This window comes from Gilliamella sp. W8126, assembly GCF_016102185.1.
Taxonomy (GTDB): Bacteria; Pseudomonadota; Gammaproteobacteria; order Enterobacterales; family Orbaceae; genus Gilliamella; species Gilliamella apis_A.
Genome location: NZ_JACFPE010000001.1, coordinates 596,126 through 616,622 on the forward strand (window position 1 = coordinate 596,126; position 20,497 = coordinate 616,622).

At 33.0% G+C, this 20,497-nt stretch carries 16 protein-coding genes; 8 read left to right on the forward strand and 8 right to left on the reverse strand.

What is annotated here, in order from left to right; all coding sequences use genetic code 11:
- Window positions 1–9 precede the first annotated feature (9 nt).
- On the reverse strand, window positions 10–3,159 hold the full coding sequence (locus H3S74_RS02840) for an alpha-mannosidase (protein WP_198247172.1): 3,150 nt from the start codon (window positions 3,157–3,159) through the stop codon (window positions 10–12).
- A 1,091-nt stretch (window positions 3,160–4,250) separates the two neighbouring features.
- On the opposite strand from H3S74_RS02840, the gene H3S74_RS02845 reads away from it, so the two are divergent.
- From H3S74_RS02845 to H3S74_RS02870, 6 genes are all read left to right on the forward strand, one after another.
- Complete coding sequence (locus H3S74_RS02845; RefSeq protein WP_198199783.1) at window positions 4,251–5,294, forward strand: type II asparaginase; 1,044 nt, start codon at window positions 4,251–4,253, stop codon at window positions 5,292–5,294.
- A 277-nt stretch (window positions 5,295–5,571) separates the two neighbouring features.
- On the forward strand, window positions 5,572–6,021 hold the full coding sequence (locus tag H3S74_RS02850; protein ID WP_086365413.1) for a hypothetical protein: 450 nt from the start codon (window positions 5,572–5,574) through the stop codon (window positions 6,019–6,021).
- A 184-nt stretch (window positions 6,022–6,205) separates the two neighbouring features.
- Window positions 6,206–6,676: a hypothetical protein gene (locus H3S74_RS02855; protein WP_086365412.1), complete on the forward strand. Its 471-nt coding sequence runs from the start codon at window positions 6,206–6,208 to the stop codon at window positions 6,674–6,676.
- Window positions 6,677–7,012: 336 nt separating this feature from the next.
- Window positions 7,013–7,219 carry a hypothetical protein gene (locus H3S74_RS02860; protein WP_065578823.1) on the forward strand — a complete coding sequence of 69 codons (207 nt, stop codon included), beginning with the start codon at window positions 7,013–7,015 and terminating at the stop codon, window positions 7,217–7,219.
- A gap of 418 nt (window positions 7,220–7,637) precedes the next feature.
- Window positions 7,638–9,551 carry a hypothetical protein gene (locus H3S74_RS02865; protein WP_198221417.1) on the forward strand — a complete coding sequence of 638 codons (1,914 nt, stop codon included), beginning with the start codon at window positions 7,638–7,640 and terminating at the stop codon, window positions 9,549–9,551.
- Between the two features lie 499 nt (window positions 9,552–10,050).
- On the forward strand, window positions 10,051–10,485 hold the full coding sequence (locus tag H3S74_RS02870; RefSeq protein WP_110447924.1) for a hypothetical protein: 435 nt from the start codon (window positions 10,051–10,053) through the stop codon (window positions 10,483–10,485).
- Between the two features lie 156 nt (window positions 10,486–10,641).
- Here the strand turns inward: H3S74_RS02870 and clcA are convergent, their stop codons facing one another.
- From clcA to nikA, 7 genes are all read right to left on the reverse strand, one after another.
- Complete coding sequence (gene clcA, locus H3S74_RS02875) at window positions 10,642–12,018, reverse strand: H(+)/Cl(-) exchange transporter ClcA (RefSeq protein WP_370547462.1); 1,377 nt, start codon at window positions 12,016–12,018, stop codon at window positions 10,642–10,644.
- Between the two features lie 149 nt (window positions 12,019–12,167).
- Window positions 12,168–13,493, reverse strand: a complete 1,326-nt coding sequence (locus tag H3S74_RS02880) for an MATE family efflux transporter (RefSeq protein WP_198247174.1) — start codon at window positions 13,491–13,493, stop codon at window positions 12,168–12,170.
- A 3-nt stretch (window positions 13,494–13,496) separates the two neighbouring features.
- Window positions 13,497–14,276, reverse strand: a complete 780-nt coding sequence (locus tag H3S74_RS02885; protein WP_198221411.1) for an ABC transporter ATP-binding protein — start codon at window positions 14,274–14,276, stop codon at window positions 13,497–13,499.
- The gene (locus H3S74_RS02890; protein WP_198221409.1) at window positions 14,276–15,142 is read right to left on the reverse strand and encodes an ABC transporter ATP-binding protein; all 867 of its coding nucleotides are present in this window, start codon (window positions 15,140–15,142) and stop codon (window positions 14,276–14,278) included. Before H3S74_RS02890 ends, H3S74_RS02885 begins: the two co-directional genes overlap by 1 nt.
- Complete coding sequence (gene opp1C / locus H3S74_RS02895) at window positions 15,135–15,962, reverse strand: nickel/cobalt ABC transporter permease (RefSeq protein WP_370547464.1); 828 nt, start codon at window positions 15,960–15,962, stop codon at window positions 15,135–15,137. The genes H3S74_RS02890 and opp1C overlap by 8 nt, the downstream gene beginning before the upstream one ends.
- 2 nt (window positions 15,963–15,964) lie before the next feature.
- Window positions 15,965–16,909, reverse strand: coding sequence for a nickel/cobalt ABC transporter permease (gene opp1B, locus H3S74_RS02900; RefSeq protein WP_198221405.1), 945 nt, complete (start codon window positions 16,907–16,909; stop codon window positions 15,965–15,967).
- Window positions 16,910–16,932: 23 nt separating this feature from the next.
- The gene (gene nikA / locus H3S74_RS02905; RefSeq protein ID WP_198221403.1) at window positions 16,933–18,498 is read right to left on the reverse strand and encodes a nickel ABC transporter substrate-binding protein; all 1,566 of its coding nucleotides are present in this window, start codon (window positions 18,496–18,498) and stop codon (window positions 16,933–16,935) included.
- Between the two features lie 278 nt (window positions 18,499–18,776).
- On the opposite strand from nikA, the gene rhlE reads away from it, so the two are divergent.
- Together rhlE and H3S74_RS02915 are read left to right on the forward strand one after the other, a co-directional pair.
- Window positions 18,777–20,081 carry an ATP-dependent RNA helicase RhlE gene (gene rhlE, locus H3S74_RS02910; RefSeq protein ID WP_198247176.1) on the forward strand — a complete coding sequence of 435 codons (1,305 nt, stop codon included), beginning with the start codon at window positions 18,777–18,779 and terminating at the stop codon, window positions 20,079–20,081.
- Window positions 20,082–20,107: 26 nt separating this feature from the next.
- Window positions 20,108–20,449: a YggL family protein gene (locus tag H3S74_RS02915; RefSeq protein WP_065651175.1), complete on the forward strand. Its 342-nt coding sequence runs from the start codon at window positions 20,108–20,110 to the stop codon at window positions 20,447–20,449.
- Window positions 20,450–20,497 lie beyond the last annotated feature (48 nt).

Here is a 20,497-nt window from a genome sequence, read left to right on the forward strand (position 1 = left end):
ATTAAGCAATTAATTTATTGAAATTGCATAAGTTTTAATTTCAAAAGGACTTAATTTTATTTTTAAATTCCCTTTATTTATGTTTTGATCAATAAAGTTCTCCATCAAATCACACTCTCTCCACCAGTTGATTTTGTAGTGAGAGCTGATATTGACATTTTGTGTTCCACCGGAGAAATCATGAATTCTGAGAATTAACCAATCACCTGATTCTGCTTTTTTCAAAGCATCAACCTGAACTAAATGATTATCTAATGTAAGAATTGATAGATTAGATGGCTTAATAAATGATTTTAATTTGCCATCATAAATTCTTAGCGGTTCATTTAAGAACCAAGCTTCTTGGGCAACATGACCTTCTTGCCAATTCTTCGTATGAGGAAATAAAGAATATGTAAATTGATGTTGTCCTTGGTCAGCTTGTAAATCAGGGCTTATAGCTGATTTGATGAGGGTTAATTGCATTATATTGTCTCTAATAGCATGACCATATTTGCAATTATTTAATAGGCTGACGCCATAACCGTATTCTGATAAATCGGCCCATTGATGTGCTACACTTTCAAATTTTGCATAATCCCAACTAGTATTCCAAGTAGTTGAGCGTTTAACATTACCAAATTGAATGTCGTACGTTGCTTCAACTGCTCTAATATCGACTGGAAATACTGTTTTAAGTAGTTGATTGCAGTCATGCCAATCAATATCAGTTATAAAATCAATTTTTGGATTATTACTATAGACTCGCATTTTCTGGCAAATTGAACTGTTATTAAAAATCCATTTAAATGTGATTTCACAAATTAATGGCCCTAATTCAGTCAGTTCGACAGATTGTAACTGTACAACAGGTGATTTTTTCTGAATATGAAATATTTCAATATCCCAAGCATCATATTTCATTGGTTTATCTTCATATACAGTCAATACATTGCCACAACCTGACAATACCTCTCGGTTATTCTTTTTATCAAAAATACGGGTAAGGTGGCCAAATTTATTCCACTTAATGAGATAAAAAGGTGTATCTATTTCATCATCATTATAGATAAAAGCATCTTTTGCCTTATTACTTTCAGATGTAACGTTATTTTCATAACTTACATTTATACAACTTAGTGGTGCTATTGATGGTATTTCAACAAAATAACCATCATTTTGTTTTGATTTTTGTATAGTGAAATATTGATTGGAATCATCTTTTATAGTGAGATTTTCTGCATAAGTATCAAAATAAACAACGTCATTTTTTCTCATAAAGTTAGAGCTATTGATGATAATTTTGCTATTAACATCACTATCTGTAATATTTTTTAACAGAGGTCTAAGAATTTCGTTATGTCTATTATTTAAATCCTGAAATTCAAGTTTGGCATCTTGATAGACTTCATGTATAGATGAACCAGGAATAATGTCATGAAATTGATTTCTAAGAATGAGTTTCCAACAATAATCTAGTTTATTTTTTTCATAAACAGACCAGTCATTATTTAAGATTGAGTTAGTCGCCGATAACCATTCGATGAAACGAATATCTAATTCGGCTAATCGATTCGCTTTTTTAATTTGCGCTTGGCTGGTGTATGTTCCGCGATGAGTTTCAAAGTATAATTCGCCATCCCAAGTATGGAACCAATCATTGCTATGATTGATATTATCCTCTAGTTCATGAAAGAATTGCTTAACAGTACCAAATTGAATATTAGGTAATACTGGCATTTTTTCGAATCGTTCTAATAATTCAAGCATCTGCTCATTTGGCCCACCACCACCATCACCATAACCAAATGGTAGCAACAGTGTTTCTGTTAAACCTTTATCTTTATAGTTATCCCATAACCCCTGAACAGATTTAGCATTAACAATGCCATTATAGGTATATCGTGGATGTCCTTCTTCAGGTGTTGTAACAAAATGCGCTAAAATATCACTGCCATCAATGCCTCGCCATTTAAAAGTATCGTGTGGCAGTTGATTAAATTCATTCCAACTAATTTTTGTTGTCATGAAATATTTAATGCCTGATTTTTTTAAAATTTGTGGTAATGCCCAAGAATATCCAAATACATCTGGTAACCATAAGCATTCAGGCGTTATGCCAAACTCGGTTTCCATGAAATTTTTGCCATACATAATTTGTCTGACAAATGATTCACCAGAGGGTATATTACAATCAGCTTCAACCCACATAGCACCATCAACTTGCCAGCGCCCATCTTTGACACGTTGTTTTATTTGATCATAAATTTCAGGATAATCATTTTTAACATATTCATAGAGTTGTGGTTGAGACTGGAAAAAATTATATTTTGGAAATTGTTTCATTAACTTCAAAACAGTCGAAAACGAGCGCGCACATTTTTCTCTGGTATGTTTTATTTGCCATAAAAAGGCGAGATCGATATGAGTATGGCCTACACAATTAATCACAACTGGCGATTTCACCGCATCTTTGCTGTAATTTTCTTCTAAATACCTAGATGCATTACTGATTGATTGGTAAAATTCTTTACTAGATGGGTTTTGCCAATTAATGAGTAGAAAAGAGCTATCTAATAGATTAAGTAATCTCGAATAATAAAAATCATTGTTAGAGATAACATCTAATGTTTGTAATATAGCGGTAGAAGTCACGTACAAATCATGAGTGGCTTTATCTCTTAAACCGAAGGCAACTTGTTTTATACTGTTACCAACATGAAACTCATCAAAATGTTGTCTAACTTTACCTTCAAGTACGCCTGACCATATACGAATATCAAATCTAATTGTTTTACCAGAAAAGTCGTCCGGAAATGAAATAACATTATGGTTTTTATCTAAACCATGCCATGGTTTACCATTAACATAGAGTAACGCTTCATATTCATCACGTAGAAAAGATAATGAAAAATTAAAAAGACCTATATGAGTGGAACGATTCGGATCGGTTTTAGGGAAAGTATGGCTTAACCTTAACCAAACATAGATATCCTTTTCTTTCCACTCAAATCCTTGCTCAATATTTTGCCAATCGGCATTTTCATTAGGGGGCGGGGCACCATTAACTCCTTTACGGTCATAACAAAAATCAAAACTTTGTATTGTTTGAATATCATGTAATTCAAACCGCAATAGTTCTTCAACGCGTTGTTTTAATTTCCTTTCTGTAAAAAACATAATTCCCTCTAATATAGATAAATATACAAAAACAAACAATTGGTATAATAAGTTAAATAATAAAGTTGTAGTTCACAAATATAAAAACCAAATTTGGTGACTGAGATCACAAAAATTTAATTTAATTAATTTAATAATCGGTTCTAAGTGTTTTTGAAAAGGTATAATAACTTTTAATTTCAACTGATTTATTGATAATAAATTTAAGAGGAGTTTTGATTAGTATAATAAAGTCTAATAGAACAAACTTTATCTATATGAATTTTTATTAGGATTTTGATTTTACTGTGAAAATAAATAAAAATAAGCGATAATTGGTTGATCATGAAGTGTCTAATGTTAATATTATCAATTGATAAGTAAACTGGTGATTTGTAAATTGGTTCATCAATAATAGATGAATTGGTAATACAAATTGGTTTTACTAAAATGATAGGATGAGGTTGCCCCAAAGGATAGATTTTCACCAAAAACACAGTCGAAATTATAATATTTATATTACTCATGTAAGTTGAAAATCATACATCTAATTTATCTAAAATATTGAGGATACCTCGATTTCTTCGTTTAATAGTGACAATAAAGCGATGGTTGAAAATGATTTCATAGAATTTAATGTAAATATAATCACTCTTAAGCCCTTTAATGGTCATTTACTGTTTTAAAAATTATATTTAAGAATCTATAATCGATTGATCACTGGTTCAAGTTCAGTTGTAAAATCTATCAAAAGTTTTATCACTATTTATTACTAATCAATAAGTTTGCTGAATGATTAAAAAGAACGGAATTAGGTTGTGTTTTTATACCTTATCATTGTTAAAAATGGTAAATTCACTATATAAAACGAGTTAGCTATCCATATTTGCTCAATTTTGAGGATCAAGGTTAAATCATTAAGAGTAAATCGCACCATTTAGGTGCATTCATTTTGATAATAGATAAAATCTTTCTTGATTAATTTTACTCTATTATTAATAAGTTAAATAATTCATTGAGAATTTTTAGCGACAATTTAATTTTATTTAACTTGGTCTAGATTTTGCATGGTAAATAAAAGGATATTTATTTACTATCTATAAGGAAAAAAGATGAAATATAAAATAATACTTTTCACCACTCTATTCTTAATGAGTACATTCTGTTTTGGTGAGACAAAACTTCCTCATATTGTTATTTTGGCAACTGGAGGAACAATAGCCGGTTCGGCTGCAAGCAATACCGATACCGTTAGTTATAAAGCCGGTGAATTGGGCGTGCAAACATTAATTGATGCGGTTCCTGAATTAAAAAATATTGCTCAAATTGATGGTGAGCAAGTAGCTAATATCGGCAGTAATGATATGACCAGTGATATTATTTTAAAACTATCAAACCGTGTGAATGAACTATTAGCAAAAGATGATGTTGATGGCGTTGTAATTACCCATGGTACAGATACACTTGAAGAAACAGCCTATTTTCTTCATTTAACGGTAAAAAGTGATAAACCCGTTGTCTTGACCGCAGCCATGCGTCCCGCGACCGCTATCAGTGCCGATGGACCAATGAATCTATTAGAAGCTGTGACATTGGCATCTACTTCAGAAGCTAAAGGGCGAGGTGTCATGGTTGTACTTAACGATAGAATAGGCTCAGCCCGATTTATAACAAAGACTAATGGCACAACCACAGATACCTTTAAAGCCGCAGAACAGGGATATTTAGGTGTTTTTATAGCTGCAAAACCACACTTTGAAACCAAAATTGACAAACTTCATACATCAAATTCTATTTTTGATCTTAGCGGTGTTAAAGCGTTACCTAAAGTGATTATTTTATATGGTTATCAGGATGATCCAGAGTATTTGTTCGATGCTGCTATCGAAAACCATGTAGATGGTATTGTTTATGCTGGTTCTGGAGCTGGCTCTACTTCTGTTAGAAGTGATAGAGGCATAAAAAAAGCAGAAAATGCGGGTATTGTTGTTGTACGTTCATCTCGAACGGGGAGTGGGATAGTTCCTGTAAACAAAACATTACCAGGATTAGTTTCAGATTCACTTAATACTGAAAAAGCTCGAATTTTACTCATGACAGCATTAACTAAAACTAAAGATCCTGAATTAATTCAGCAATATTTTCATACTTATTAGTTATCATGATTTATTATAATTCAAAGGGCTGCAAGATAGATACTTGCAGCTCAATCCCAAACAAAAACAATTAAAAAGGTGCGAAAAGCAATTTTTTTACACATTATCAGTGATAATAATTTTTTAAAATATAGATATCAATTTCACCATACCTAATTTGCTTTTTTAATAATATTAAACTAATCTAAATCCTTAAAAAAATTATTATTAAACAATTCTCCAACCGATTAATAGGGAGGTTTAATGATATTTTCAAGGATTAGAGGTGTTAAGCATTATGAAATATTTATTTAAAGATTCTGTATTGATCGGTCTCTTTTTCATATTCTACTTTAGTATGGACATAACTTATTATGTTGTTTTAGAAAATCCTCATTCGTTTATTAGTAAAATAGGTAAGCCAACTGTTGATATTTTATTTGCTATAGCGGTTGTAGTTGAAATTATTTTCTTTCTTTCAATGTTGATAAAACTATTTGTTGCTAATAGTACACATTTGTTAACCTCTTATTTAGGATTAATTTTAGGGCTAGCATTTTCTTTTATTTGGCTATTTATTTTATATATTTGTTTCGTCCGATTTCATAGTTGGGGATGGAATGGTTTTGGATTTCTTGGTTGGGCGTTTTTGCCTGCGATTGGATGTTTTATGAGTTATATTGTTTTAATACTTATCAGAATGTTATATTTTTTATATTGTGTTTTATTTGTTGAAAGATCTAAATGAAATTTTTTTGATTAACTGTCATTTTTAGATATTGCTTAAGAGAATTATTTAACCATCTAAAGTAGAATGAATAACTGATTATTAAGCAGTTAAATATTAATTTTATCAGAGTGTAACCATATCTAATTAGATGGGATTTTTTAGGTTAATAGTGAAGTTAACTTAAGTTTTTTAAGGATTAATTATGCCAAAAATTATTAAATATTTATCTAAAGATAAATTATGGATCTGTCTTTTTGGGGTTGCTTATTTGACATTTATAGTTACTTTTAATATTTTTTCATTAAGAAGCGAATTCTACATTAGTGATGCAGCTCCACATATCCTTTTTATAATATTTTGTATAATAATAATCTCTGAAATTGTTTTTTTCCTAATACAATTAATAAAATTATTTATTATCCCTCAGACACATGTATTAACTTCTTTTTTAGGATTATTTTGTGGATTAGTTTTTTCTTTTTGTTGGTTTGGTATTTTATATTTTTATTTTGAGTATGTTAGTAATGGTTACGATGATATAGGATTCATCATTGCGATGTTCATTCCTGTACTCGGTTGTTTTTTCGGTTACATTATTTTAGTATTGATTAAAATATTAAGATGTTTATATTGTTATTTATCTGTTAAACAAGTCAATAACTCTTATCCGTAAAATAGAATATTTTTAAAAAAAGTCTTTTAAAAAATTAGTTGAATTTTATTAAGTATTTGCCAGTTATTTTAAGATGATTATGTACCTTTTGTTATTTGTTAATTGCTTTTAATATTCCATTATTATCAATTTAAAATAAGATAGAATTACATTGCTGTTGTTATCAAGTATTCAAGCTTTGAAATCTAAATTTTTTTATATTTTAAAGCTATTTTAGCGAAGATATTGAGAGATTTATTCAATCTTGACTTGATTTTTGGTTCAATCAGCGTTTATATATTATTGTAATAAGCAAATCGGCTTATTATTTATAACATTTTACTGGAGGAGCTTATAATGGTACAAAAATTTGCTGCATACGGTAGTGATGTTTCAGCTGGCACTTATAAATGTGCTGATTGTGGCTATGTATATTCAAACCAAAGTAAAAAATCGTTACCCCCTTGTCCTGATCATAATAAAAAACCACATAGTAAGAATGGTTGGTATGTGGTGAGTGGTCAAGGTGATTCAGTAAAAGATCCTCATCATACTAAAAAATAGCACTCGTTCTATGTTGTAACTTTGAAAGGTAACACTTAGTGTTACCTTTTTGGTTATTTGTCATCATCATTAAATTTTATTTTTGAGTTTTTGTTTTTTGCTAATAACTTTATTTTAAAATTGTGATCTTTATCACGTTGAAAAATAAAAGCAATGTCTCGTCTATTGCTAAACCTACCTTTCATTATTACCTATGGCTAATTGAGAAATGACTTGATTTATGGTAATAAAAAATTAGTTGTAATCAATTTCAATCAAATATATCTCTTTCACTACAAAGTAAATTTAGTCATTTTTTGGCAATTTTGCAATTCTAATAAACTGCCAAGAAGATCACAATTTCATTACTATTTGATGCCTATACTAAGTCCAATATGTACTTATGGAAATAAAATTGTTTATCCTTTAGGAGGTAATAATGAAAAAAAACATGAAAAAATTGGTTGTGTTAGGCATATTATCAGCATTGTGTTTACCAACAGGTGCAGCTTGGGCCAAAGATTATCAGTTATCAGGAAAAAATGCACAAGTTAAGTTAGCTAAGGATGACAGTCAAAATAGTATTACAGCACTAAATATTATCAATCCAGTTACTAATGATTCGGTGAAAATTGAAACGTTGTTTGAAATTGTTTTAGCATCCGGAGATAAGTTAACCGATAAAGATTTTTCACTGGATAAAGTGCAACAACAAGATACAGGCATGACATTAAATTACACTGGTCATGATATGTCGATTGAAACTGTTGTTAATCTAAATGATGATAAACATTTTGCGAGTTATGAATTAAGAATCACGCCTAAAAATAAAGCACTTTTAATGTCATCAGTTTCATTAATGCCATTCCATTCACAGGCACCATTTGTGTATGGTTCAGTAGTAAGTTCACCGATTATTAGTGATACTTTTTTTATCATTCCAGAAAATCCACTAACCAATACAGTTGCTTATGAAGGCGGTGTATCACAAAAAATCCCACAAGCTATTCCACTGCAAGCTGAACACACTTTAAGTTATAAAACTTATATTGGTACTTATGAAAAAGGACAGTTAAGACGTAACATTAATCAGTTTATTGATAGTGTTCGTCAACGTCCATATAATCCATATTTACACTATAATTCATGGCTTGATATAGGATTTTTTAATCCTTATACCGAAAAAGAGGCTTTATTGAGAATTGATCAATATGGTGAGGAGTTGGTAAAAAAACGTCAGGTAAAATTGGATGGATATTTATTTGACGATGGTTGGGATAATCTAAAAGGTAACTGGGGATTTAGCGCCAATTTCCCTAATGAATTTAATAATTTGAAAACAGCTTCGGATAAATATCAAACGGCACTCGGTATTTGGTTATCACCATGGGGCGGTTATAATAAACCACGTGATAAACGTGTTGCTAATGCGCCTGAATTTGGTTATGAAACTATGGATGGTAAATTAGCCTTGTCAGGCCCAAATTATTATACTAACTTCCATAAACGAATCCTCGAATTGATTAATAATCAAAACATAACCATGTTTAAACTTGATGGAACGGGTAATGCTGATAAGGTTATTGCTGGTAGCCAATTTACTAGTGATTTTGATGCTGCTATCCATTTAATTGAAGATATGCGCAGTGCTAACCCAAATCTCTACATCAATTTAACCACCGGTACTCAAGCAACGCCATCATGGTTATTCTATGCTGATTCAATATGGCGAGGAGGGGATGACGTTAACTACTATGGACCTGGTAGCAAAGTGCAACAGTGGTTAACTTATCGTGATGCTGAAACTTATCGTTCTATAGTTTTAAAAGGTCCACTATTCCCGCTTAACTCCTTAATGTTGCATGGTATTGTCTATGCAAAACAAGCGAAAAATCTTGATCAAGAAAGTGAAACAGATTTTGCCGATCAGGTCTGGAGCTACTTTGCAACAGGTACTCAATTGCAAGAAATGTATATTACACCTGAATTATTAACGCCCCAAAATTGGGATACGCTAGCTACAGCCGCAAAATGGGCAAGAACTAATAAAGATGTTTTATTTGATAGCCATTGGATAGGTAAAGACCCGACAAAATTAGGTGTATATGGTTGGGCCGGTTGGAGTAAAGATAAAGCAATCATCACATTACGTAATCCATCTGATAAACAGCAAGTTTACTATCTAGATTTGCAAAATGATTTAGAATTACCAACTAATGCAACTGACCGTTTTCAAATTAAAATTGATTATGCTAGTAAGTTACATGCAAAAAAACCAACAACTATTTCGAAAACAGCAATGTTAACGCTTGAGCCTTTTGAAACAGTTATCATGTCATTAACTCCACAATAACCTATAAAGTGCCTTACCGTGACAAGGTAGGGCACTTGATTTTCTGCGATTTTATTTGCAATTATGTTTACTATTAACAGATAAATTTAGTAAACCAATTTTGTCCAAAGAATTTAACTTATCCTAGATAACCTATATATTCAGGTATTTCAAAATTAAAGCTTAATAATACCCAAATCTAATTAAAATTCATTGCTTATTTTGGTTGAAAGATTATTAAATTCAGGCAAAATTTATGAAGATCAATTAGATTCAATGATAAAAATAGTTAAAGTTGAAATGGTCAATATTTGTGTGGTTTAATCTAAATTCTTACAATAAATTGTTAAGTTGGCTTTTTTTATCAGAAATATTGTGTAAGATAGCAGATAATTTTATTATTCACTATTATTTAGATTATTAAATAAATTAAAATATTCAAGATAACTATAAAAATCTAATTATTTATCAATAGATTTGATTGGAAATAGAGTTATAAGGGATAAAGTAAGGAAAAATGATGAAAAAAGTTGTTAATTTGGCCGTGTTGCTTTCAAGCCTTTTTATGTTTACGACCGCAAATGCAGCTGAAGCTGATAAAACTACTGGAGTAAAGGTTACTAAAGCGTTAGCAGATAGCGCAAAACGTTCATTGTTAGGAGAAAAAGGTAAATTTCCTATTCAAGTAGAGGCCGGTTATGAAGTCACCAATATTACCGCGAACCTTAATAATGTGGTTTTTGAATATAAGATGCCTTCAGATAGCCAAAACACACCTTTAGATGATTTTATGGAAAATGTTAGATTAGGGCTTAATAGTCAATTTTGTGATAAATCTGATGTTGTGAATGTCCTAAAAACTTATGACATTCGTTTTATTTTCCGTTTTCAATTCACTGATGAGCGTAATATTCCTACCACTTTATCAATCAAAGAAATCTGTGAGTTAGAATAGGTAACTATAAGACTATTCTTAATTAAGCGAATTTTAGTAATGAATCGAAACATTGAGATATTAATTTTGATTCATTACTAAGTTAATGGCTTAACTCAAATATTGGTCTTATTTTTCAACCATCCTCAACAGCGAGTTTGCTTATGCTGTGATTTATCAAGAATTACTAGTCGTTAGCTGAGTAGTGTTATCTGATTGAAGTTTGTTTCTTAATAAGATTTTTTCCAAAATAGACGTATATAGTGGCATTCCTCCTAGCGCTTGGGCTATGAGTGTTGCACCTAAGCAAGTAATAATCATCGGTAAAATAAGCTGATAATTATCTGACATTTCCATTACCAAGACAATCCCTGTGAGGGGCGCACGTACGGTTGCTGCAAATAATCCTCCCATTCCAATGATAGCGCAAGCACCAAGTTCAATATGATAATTGGGGTAAATTTGTTGTGCTATCACACCAAAAGCGATCCCAACCGTTGTCCCTAGGGCTAAAGTTGGGGCAAAAATGCCACCTGGAGCGCCGGAACTAAAGCATAAAACGGTAGTGATAAAGCGCAAACATAAAATCATTATCAAACTATTGATTGCATAATTACCTGCAACTGCATTAGGAATAAAATCAAAACCGCTACCAGTTATTTCTGGAATGATAAAACTTACCACACCAAATAATCCCGCTAGGCAAAATCCAGTGATAACGAAATAAACTTTATGCAATAGATAAAACTGTTTGAATCGCTCTTGTAAGGTTAATATACATTTATTTGATAAAACACCCATAGCACCAAAAAAAGTCCCTAATAAGAGATATAACCATAAAGATTCAATAGGAACGGCATTAAAGTGACCGATCTGAAAGACAGATTCCTGATTATATAAAAATTGATACATAATGCTGGCCATAATAACACCAACAAAAATAGCTTTTATTGAGGTCAAATTATAGCGAAATTGTGGGCGCATCTCTTCTATAATAAACAGTATGCCTGCTAACGGCGCGTTAAAAGCTGCAGTAATCCCAGCGGCGGCTCCCGTTGCTAAAAAAGTATGTCGATAAGCTTTATTTTTAACTTTAAGCAGATCGGAGACCATTGCACCAATATTACCACCGAGTTGAACCGTAGGGCCTTCACGACCTAACACCATACCAGAGCCCAAAGCACCGATGCCACCAATAAATTTAACAGGTAGGACAGATCGCCAACGAACTGGACGTAAATCAAGTAATGCACCTTCAATTTCTGGTATACCTGAACCGCCAGATTCTGGTGCAAAACGTTTGACCAAATAGTAAGCTAACCCACCCATTGTCCCAGTGATAGCAAAGATTAATAGATAATTAATTACTAGATTGTCGACCAGATTAAATAATAATGTTTTACGCAGTGAGATTACCCAATTCACCGCATATTGAAATAATACGCCAACAATACCAGTGATAGTGCCGATAACACCGGCAACTATTAGTACGATTAGTGGGGCTTTATCCTGAAAACTACGTATTTTATGATAAAGTTGAATTCTTTTTTTGATAGCAGAATAACTAGGCACAATATTGACTGTAATTAGAATAATGAAGGCAAATTCTACGCCTGTTTAATCGAAAAAGATAGTTTCAAATTTGCGCTAAAATCCTCACTAGTAGTAAGATTATTTAATCAAAAATCTGCGATAATTCGCCATTAAGCAGTAATGTAGCTGCGCGATTTTTTAATCCAAATAATTAAAAATATTGTTCGGCCAAAACTAAATAAACTATAGGCCAGCCATAATCCATGATTTCCCCAAACTGGTACTGCAAAATATTGTACTATCAACCAAAGCAATAACGCTAATAACATTGAATCACGGATTGATGAAGTATAACTAATACCTGAAAAAACACCATAATAGATTAAACCGCCCGCAGCAACAATAGGGAATATAACTAGCCATGATTGATATTGCAGCGTAAGATTTATAATTTCCGTTTGATTAGTAAGTAGCTTGATAATTGAGCTGTCAAACGCCAACCAAATAGCAATTATTACAATTGGGCAAATAAAACAGGCTTGCAATGACCAACGTAGAGTTTGGTTATAGAGATCCATATTTTTATTCCCCTTCGCGCGACCACTAAATACACTTGATGCATTAGCAAAACCATCAAACAGATACGCCATCATGTAATGGATCTGGAATAAGACGGCATTAGCGGCCAATACTTCGGTATCGAATGTTGAGCCAATCGAAATAAAATGATTGGTGACGATTAATAAACAGATAGTCCTTATCATTAGATTGGTATTGACTAAAATGACTCCTTTTAAGGATTTCCATGACAAAATTGCTTTTAAGTCGGTTTTTTGATGTGTTTTCGGTAGATATCGATAGATGAACAAAATCCCGATTAAAGAGCAACTTATTTGGGCGATTAAGGTTGCGAATGCGACGCCTTTGATGTCCCAACGAAACCACCAGACAAAAAGCATCGCCATTATAATATTAAGTACATTGATGAAAACTTGTAAAAATAATACTGCTTTTACTTTAGAGATACCCATTAACCAACCAACTAATACATAATTGATAAGTACAAAAGGTGTCCCCCAAATTAACACGGAAAAATAGCTATCAGCATAGTGTTGAACTTCTTGATTAGGCTTGATGATCTGCATTGAAGCAAAAAAAATGAACTTTTGAAAAATAATAAATACCAAACCTAAAAAAATCGCAATAAACAGGGGGCGAATAAGCGAAGATTTTAGTAACAATATGTTATCCAAGGCTTGGGCTGCGAAACCGGTGGTACTGACTCTTAAAAAACCAAATAACCAGTAAATGGTATTGAATATTACTGTTCCTATGGCAATGCCAGCAATAAAAGCTGGATTAGGTAAATGACCAACTAAAGCGGTATCAACGACGCCAAGTAGGGGGGTGGTAATAGTAGACAGTACAAAGGGGATCACCAATTTAAGATAATCGCTAAACTGATATTGTTGATTTGATGTTGATGAGTTTGCCATTTTTTAAAAACCTAAAACTGATTCGAGAAGTTGGATAGAGTAAGGGTTTTTGACTTGATTAAGTTTATCTATACTATCAATATATTCAATGATCTCACCTTTATAAAAAAATGCCACTTTGTTACAAAGATAAGTAATGGTCGTTAGGTCATGGGTGATAAAAATACTGGTAAGATTGAGTTGCTTTTGTAAATCGGCAAGTAGTGACAATATTTGGGTTTGTACTGAGATATCTAATGAACTCACAGCTTCATCAAATAAGATAAATTGCGGAGAGCAGGCAATTGCTCTGGCAATGCAAACACGCTGTAATTGACCACCACTCATTTGGTGAGCAAAACGATGATAAAAAGAGCTATCTAAACCGACTTGTTCTAATAAAGCGTTAATACGCAGCTTACGGTCATCTTTGGCTAGTTTTTCGTAGATGTCAATTGGTTCAGCAATGATTTGGGATGCAGTAAAATACGGATTGACCGAGGCATTATAATCTTGAAATACCGCACTGATAGCTTTACGCATTGTTGACTTTTTCCACGCCCGTTTAGCTATATCTTGACCATTAAAATAGATATTACCACTATCAGGTTTTTCTAAACCTAAAATCAGTTTACCTAAGGTACTTTTGCCACTACCACTTTCGCCAATAATGCCAAGACATTCACCTTGTTTTAGCTCGAATGAAACGCCATTGATAACGGTATTTTTTGTTCGGCTAAATAGATTCTGATTCGGCTGTAAAAAAGACTTTTTTACATTTTCAACGTGTAATAACGGTGGCATTAAGTTGTCTCCGTAATCAAATTTGGATTATTGAAACCAATAATAGCATTGAACTTATTCAATAACTGTTTACGTGTGTCTATCAAGTAACGAGTATAGTCATGTTGAGGATGGTAAAAAATTTGTTCACGACTACCCGATTCCACAATCTTTCCTTTATTCATCACAATGATATCATCAGCAATATGATGAATCACACCTAAATCATGAGAAATAAAAATCACGGTTGTTTTCGAGTTCTGTTTTATCTCGGTAAACATTTTTAAAATATGAAATTGGCTAATTGAATCGAGTGCTGTAGTAGGTTCATCAGCAATGATGAGTTCAGGTTCAAGCATCAATGCCAAACCAATCATTATTCTCTGTAACATGCCACCACTTAATTGATGAGGATATTTTCTATAGATCTCTTGTGGATTATTAAGGCCAATATTTTCAATCATTTCTAACGCTTTTGTCATGGCTTGCTTTTTGCTAATAACTTGATGCGCTTGTAGTGTTTCAACCACTTGCTTGCCAATACAATATAACGGATCGAAGGCACTCATAGGATGTTGTAGTATTATCGAAATTACCTTACCACGTATCTGCTTTAAGGTCTGTTTATTCTGTTGTAATAGATCACCATTATTAGCTAAGGTTAGTTTAGATTGGTGTGACTTAAATAATATTTGACCTGACACATTAAAATAGGGCTCTAATAATCCGATAATGGCTTTACATGTTAAACTTTTGCCACTGCCACTTTCACCAACGATACCTAAACATGAATGACGATTAATTTTAAATGAGACATCATCTAATAGCTTGTTACCATTGTCGAGGGTAACAGTAAGTTTATTCACTTCTAATAGCGAGCTACTCATGCTTTTTGTCCTTTGGATCTAAAATATCTCTTAAACAATCACCTAACATATTAAATGCTGCAACGACAATTAAAATTGCGATACCAGGATAGACCATCTGCAACGGATGTTGAGTCATGACATTTTTCGCTTCGCTTAACATTAACCCCCACTCGGCAGTAGGTGCTTGAACACCTAATCCAATAAAGGATAGTGCTGAGATATTTAAAATTACCCAACCTGTATCTAAGGTTGCTAATACCACCAGCTCTGACATAACATTAGGTAATAAATGACGGCAAATAATAAACGAATGTGGTGCGCCAATTGCGCGTGAAAAAAGAATATAATTTTTTCGGCTATATTTGATGACTGAACTACGAATCATGCGGCTATACCATGCCCATTTAACCACAATATTGGCTATAATGACGTTTTCAATACCTACGCCTAATACACCAACAATCGCGAAAATCATTACCTGGCTAGGAAATGACAGCATAATATCACAAAGGCGCATAATGCATTCATCAAGTTTGCCTCGTTGATAACCTGAGATAAGGCCGATTAGACTACCAACTACGATAGTGATGATCATGGTCAGTAAGGATAAAAACAGGGTAGAGCGGATACCATAAAGCAAACGCGATAAAATATCGCGACCAAGATGATCACAACCAAGCCAATGTTGGCTAGACATGGCGGCATATTTACGCACTATACGAACTTTATTGGGATCATACGGTGCGATATAAGGTGCTAAAATACCTAATATAACGATTGTGGTGATGATGATTAAACAGATTAAAGCTGTTTTATTGTTAATCAGTTGTTTAGTTATATTCATACGGCACCACCATTATATCGTAATCGTGGATCTAACCATTGATGAATGATATCAACAATAAAATTACAAACTACAAATAGAATAGCCATGATAAGAATATAAGCTTGAATGACCGGATAATCACGGTTCATGATAGCCGCGATACATAAACGCCCCAGTCCTGGCCACGAAAAGATATATTCGACGACAAAAGATCCAGCTATTAATTGCGGAATAGTCATACCTAAAGCCGTGATAGTAGTATGTAGAGAATTAACTAACACATGTTTAACAATTATCGTTGTTTCTTTTAAACCACGGCTACGAGCATAAAATACCGAATAATTATGCATATTTTCCAACATGTTATTACGGATAAAACGAATATAAGTTGAGATATAGACAAACGATAAGGTTAAGGTAGGTAAAATGAGATTTTGCCATGTTCCGTAACCGTTGGTTGGCAGTAAATCTAAATAATTGGCAAACAGCCAAATAAATAGCAAACCTAACCAATAACTAGGCATTGCAGTACCTAGAAAGATAATAATACGAACAATATGATCGAATGCTGAATTGGCAAAGATGGCACATAAAACACCTAAAATTAAACTGATGATAAGTGTAAATGCAAATGCCGACATCGCTAAAATTAATGTCGGAATTAAACTGCGGATCATCTCATCCCAAACTAGTCTATCTCGATGAATAAATGAACGACCAAAATCAAGATGTAAAACATCATATAGCCAAATAAAATAGCGTTCTAAAAAAGGTTTATTCAATCCCAATTCTTGACGCATACTTTCAATAGCATCTGGTGTTGGCATGATTTCGTTTAAGCGTAATGCAACTTCAGCAGGATCGGAGGGGGCTAAATTAATAAGAAAAAAAGCGATAAAAGAGATACCGAATAATATCGGTATCATCATGGTTAAACGTTTAATAATATAATTTAACATTATTCGTCAATAATATTAGTTTATTAAAAATGCATTTTCTCAAATGGAATATCAAATTGAGAAGGAGCGAATTCAATTCCTTTTAATGATTTAACGGCAATAGCACGATTACGTTCATAAGTTAATGGGATATAAACGGCCTGATTGTGCAGCGTTTCTAGTACATAACGGAATAGATCTTGCCGCTCTTTTTCAGCAGTTGAAATTAATGCTTTACTAATACTCTCATCAATTTGTGGCTTTTCTTTCAAGCCTTGTTGCGCCATATAATCACCATAAACCGGTAATTTCATTCCCGATAAAAATGATTGCGGATCATATGGTGTTCCCCATGAAATATCGAATACCATATCAAAATCACCCGCTTTTTGGCGATCACGATAACCTTGCTCTTCTTCACCATGGATATTAAGCTTTAATCCCACTTGCTCAAATTCGTCTTGCATATATTGTGCAATGGTTTTTTGAGAGGCAGTATTACTATCATAATAAAGAGTGATCTCAAACGGTTTACCCTCTTTTTGGCGATAATCTTCACCTTTAACTTTTAGCCAACCAGCTTTATCAAGTAGTGTTTCAGCTAATTTTGTATCGTAGACATAAGGTTTTAAACCAATGTTGGCATAAGGAATATTGGTTGCCATCAATGTATCCGCTGGTGCTTCGCTATTATTAAAAATACCTTCTGAGATATCTTTCTTATTGATAATATGTTCGATAGCTTGGCGGACATTAACATCACTCAATTGGCTTCTTGTCGTATTCATTAAAACAATTCGACTGGAAACCGGTTTAGACATTAAGGTTTGAAACTTATCCATGCTAGAAAAACGCTCAAATGAATCCGCATCAACCATATTTTTACCATAAATCAGATCTATTTCACCTTTTTCAAGGGCCATTAGCCGACTTTGATTATCTGCGATTACTTTCATAGTCACTTTTTTCAGTAACGGTTTAGTACCCCAATAAGTTGGATTGGCATTAAATACTGCATACTGATCTTTCTTATGATCACCTAAAACATATGGGCCGGTACCAATATAAGATTTCACGCCATTTTTAGTTTCACCATCAATCATAGAATTTGGGGAAATAAATCGCATAGGGCGAGTGACGGCAATTTCAATCATGAAAGGGTAGTAAGGCTCAGAAAGATTAACCTCAAGAGTATAATCATCGACTGCTTTGACTTCGGTTATTAAACGCACCATTTCTAACCAAGTATGACGAACTTTGTTGGATAACACGGCATCCCAATTCAGTTTGGCACTGTGCGCATCAAATTTTGCTCCATCACTAAATGTGACGTCTTTTCTTAATTTAAAGGTGTAAGTTTTACCTTTGTTAGTAATAGTCCAGCTTTCTGCCAACCATGGAGAAAAAGTGCCATCTTCATTATAGTGAACTAATGATTCATACAACATATTTTGCGCCCACATTTCACCTGAATATAAATGTGGATTTAAATCACGAATATCACGAAAGTTTGCGAAAGTAATATCATCTTTGGCTAAACAATTTAAACTAAAGCAACTTAACATTAAGAAGATAAATAATTTTTTTAAATGAGGGAAGTTAAAAGACATATCTATTCCATGAAATAATTATGTTTTGGGCTTGCAACAATACAATAAATGATAATGATAATCAATATCATTTTTCCAATCTACCTAAAAAATGAGCAATATATTATGAACATATTTTAAGCGATTAATAACTCTATACTTTATAAGGTTATTCCCTAAAATAGTAACATATATTACATAACTAGCAATGAAAAGATAAAATAATCAGACAATTATTATTAAATTGCTTTATAATGTTGTTGCTTATTTATTTTTTTCGATTATTTAGGAATCATTACATGTCATTTGACTCTCTTGGCTTAGATGCCAAGATATTAAAAGCTATTGAAGAGCAACACTATACCGATCCCACTCCTATCCAACAACAAGCTATTCCCGTAATACTGTCAGGTAAAGATTTAATGGCTAGTGCCCAAACCGGTACCGGTAAAACTGCTGGTTTTGGTTTACCCATATTGCAAAAATTGCATCAAATGCAATTAAAAAATTCACCTAACTCAGAACCGAAAAAAGGTAAACGTCCTTTATATGCATTAATTTTAGCACCAACACGTGAGCTAGCAGCGCAAATCGGTGAAAATATTCGTGATTATAGTCGATATTTATCTATTCGTTCATTAGTGGTATTTGGTGGTGTTAGTATCAATCCACAAATGATGAAACTTCGCGGTGGGGTGGATATTTTAATTGCCACACCAGGACGATTATTAGATTTAGTGCACCAAAATGCTGTCGATCTTTCGCCGGTAAAAGTTTTAGTTCTGGATGAGGCTGATCGTATGTTAGATATGGGCTTTATCCATGATATCCGACGTGTGATCGCTAAATTACCGAAAAAACGCCAAAATTTACTTTTTTCTGCCACCTTTTCTGACGAGATAAAAGGATTAGCGAATACCATCTTAAATTCGCCTGAATCGATTGCTGTGGCGAAAACCAATAGTGCATCTGAGCAAATTACGCAATATGTGCATCGAGTGGATAAGCGTCGTAAGCGTGAATTGCTCTCTTATTTAATTGGCAAAAATCAATGGCAACAGGTGTTAATTTTTACTCGAACCAAGTATGGCGCTAACCATCTAGCGGAACAGTTAACCAAAGATGGCATTAAAGCATCAGCAATTCATGGTAATAAGAGTCAGGGCGCCAGAACGAAAGCGTTAGCTGATTTTAAGTCGGGACAAATACGAGCATTAGTCGCTACAGATATTGCCGCCAGAGGATTGGATATTGAGTTATTACCTTATGTTATTAATTATGAGCTGCCACAAGTAGCAGAAGATTATGTTCATCGAATTGGTCGAACAGGGCGAGCGCAAAATCAAGGTCAAGCTATATCGCTAGTTTGTATTGATGAACTTCCTCAATTAAAATCAATTGAGAAATTGCTTAGAAAGCCGATTCCAGAAATTTTTACTCAAGGATTTGAAGTCGATCCTAAAATTAAAGCGGAGCCAGCCAAAAAAGCGCCAGCAAAACGAGCTCCAACAAAAAGAAGAAGTGCTGATAAATCTCGAACTTCTAAAAATCATCAGAATAGTATGAAGCAATCAAGCCATCATACATATTCTAAAACTAACTAAATTATTTAAAGCAGAAGGATATTATTATGGCTAAGGTTAATCGCAGTCGTCGTTTAAGAAAAAAATTACATATTGAAGAATTTAAAGAGTTAGGTTTTACTGTAAGCTGGTCATTTGACGAAGGTACTAATGAAGAAACCATCGATAACGTTGTCGATCAATTTATCGTTGAAGCAATACAAGCTAATGGTTTGGCTTACGAAGGAAGTGGTTATTTGACTTGGAAGGGGATTATTTGTACCCAGAAATTAGGTAACTGTACTGAAGAAGATCGTGACAATGTCACTAAATGGCTTGAGAGTCATGGTTTAAAAAATGTTAAAACCAGCGCTTTAATCGATATTTGGTGGGATGAATTAGATTTTTAATTCTTTATAACCAGCTAATAAAAAATATAGCCACTTATGTGGCTATTT

Coding starts and splice junctions, on each gene's coding strand:
- H3S74_RS02915 (WP_065651175.1), top strand. CDS start 20,108: ATGGCTAAGGTTAATCGCAGTCGTCGTTTAAGAAAAAAATTACATATT.
- H3S74_RS02860 (WP_065578823.1), top strand. CDS start 7,013: ATGGTACAAAAATTTGCTGCATACGGTAGTGATGTTTCAGCTGGCACT.
- H3S74_RS02855 (WP_086365412.1), top strand. CDS start 6,206: ATGCCAAAAATTATTAAATATTTATCTAAAGATAAATTATGGATCTGT.
- H3S74_RS02880 (WP_198247174.1), bottom strand. CDS start 13,493: ATGGCAAACTCATCAACATCAAATCAACAATATCAGTTTAGCGATTAT.
- H3S74_RS02850 (WP_086365413.1), top strand. CDS start 5,572: ATGAAATATTTATTTAAAGATTCTGTATTGATCGGTCTCTTTTTCATA.
- H3S74_RS02865 (WP_198221417.1), top strand. CDS start 7,638: ATGAAAAAAAACATGAAAAAATTGGTTGTGTTAGGCATATTATCAGCA.
- H3S74_RS02890 (WP_198221409.1), bottom strand. CDS start 15,142: ATGAGTAGCTCGCTATTAGAAGTGAATAAACTTACTGTTACCCTCGAC.
- nikA (WP_198221403.1), bottom strand. CDS start 18,498: ATGTCTTTTAACTTCCCTCATTTAAAAAAATTATTTATCTTCTTAATG.
- H3S74_RS02840 (WP_198247172.1), bottom strand. CDS start 3,159: ATGTTTTTTACAGAAAGGAAATTAAAACAACGCGTTGAAGAACTATTG.
- H3S74_RS02885 (WP_198221411.1), bottom strand. CDS start 14,276: ATGCCACCGTTATTACACGTTGAAAATGTAAAAAAGTCTTTTTTACAG.
- rhlE (WP_198247176.1), top strand. CDS start 18,777: ATGTCATTTGACTCTCTTGGCTTAGATGCCAAGATATTAAAAGCTATT.
- opp1B (WP_198221405.1), bottom strand. CDS start 16,909: ATGTTAAATTATATTATTAAACGTTTAACCATGATGATACCGATATTA.
- H3S74_RS02845 (WP_198199783.1), top strand. CDS start 4,251: ATGAAATATAAAATAATACTTTTCACCACTCTATTCTTAATGAGTACA.
- H3S74_RS02870 (WP_110447924.1), top strand. CDS start 10,051: ATGAAAAAAGTTGTTAATTTGGCCGTGTTGCTTTCAAGCCTTTTTATG.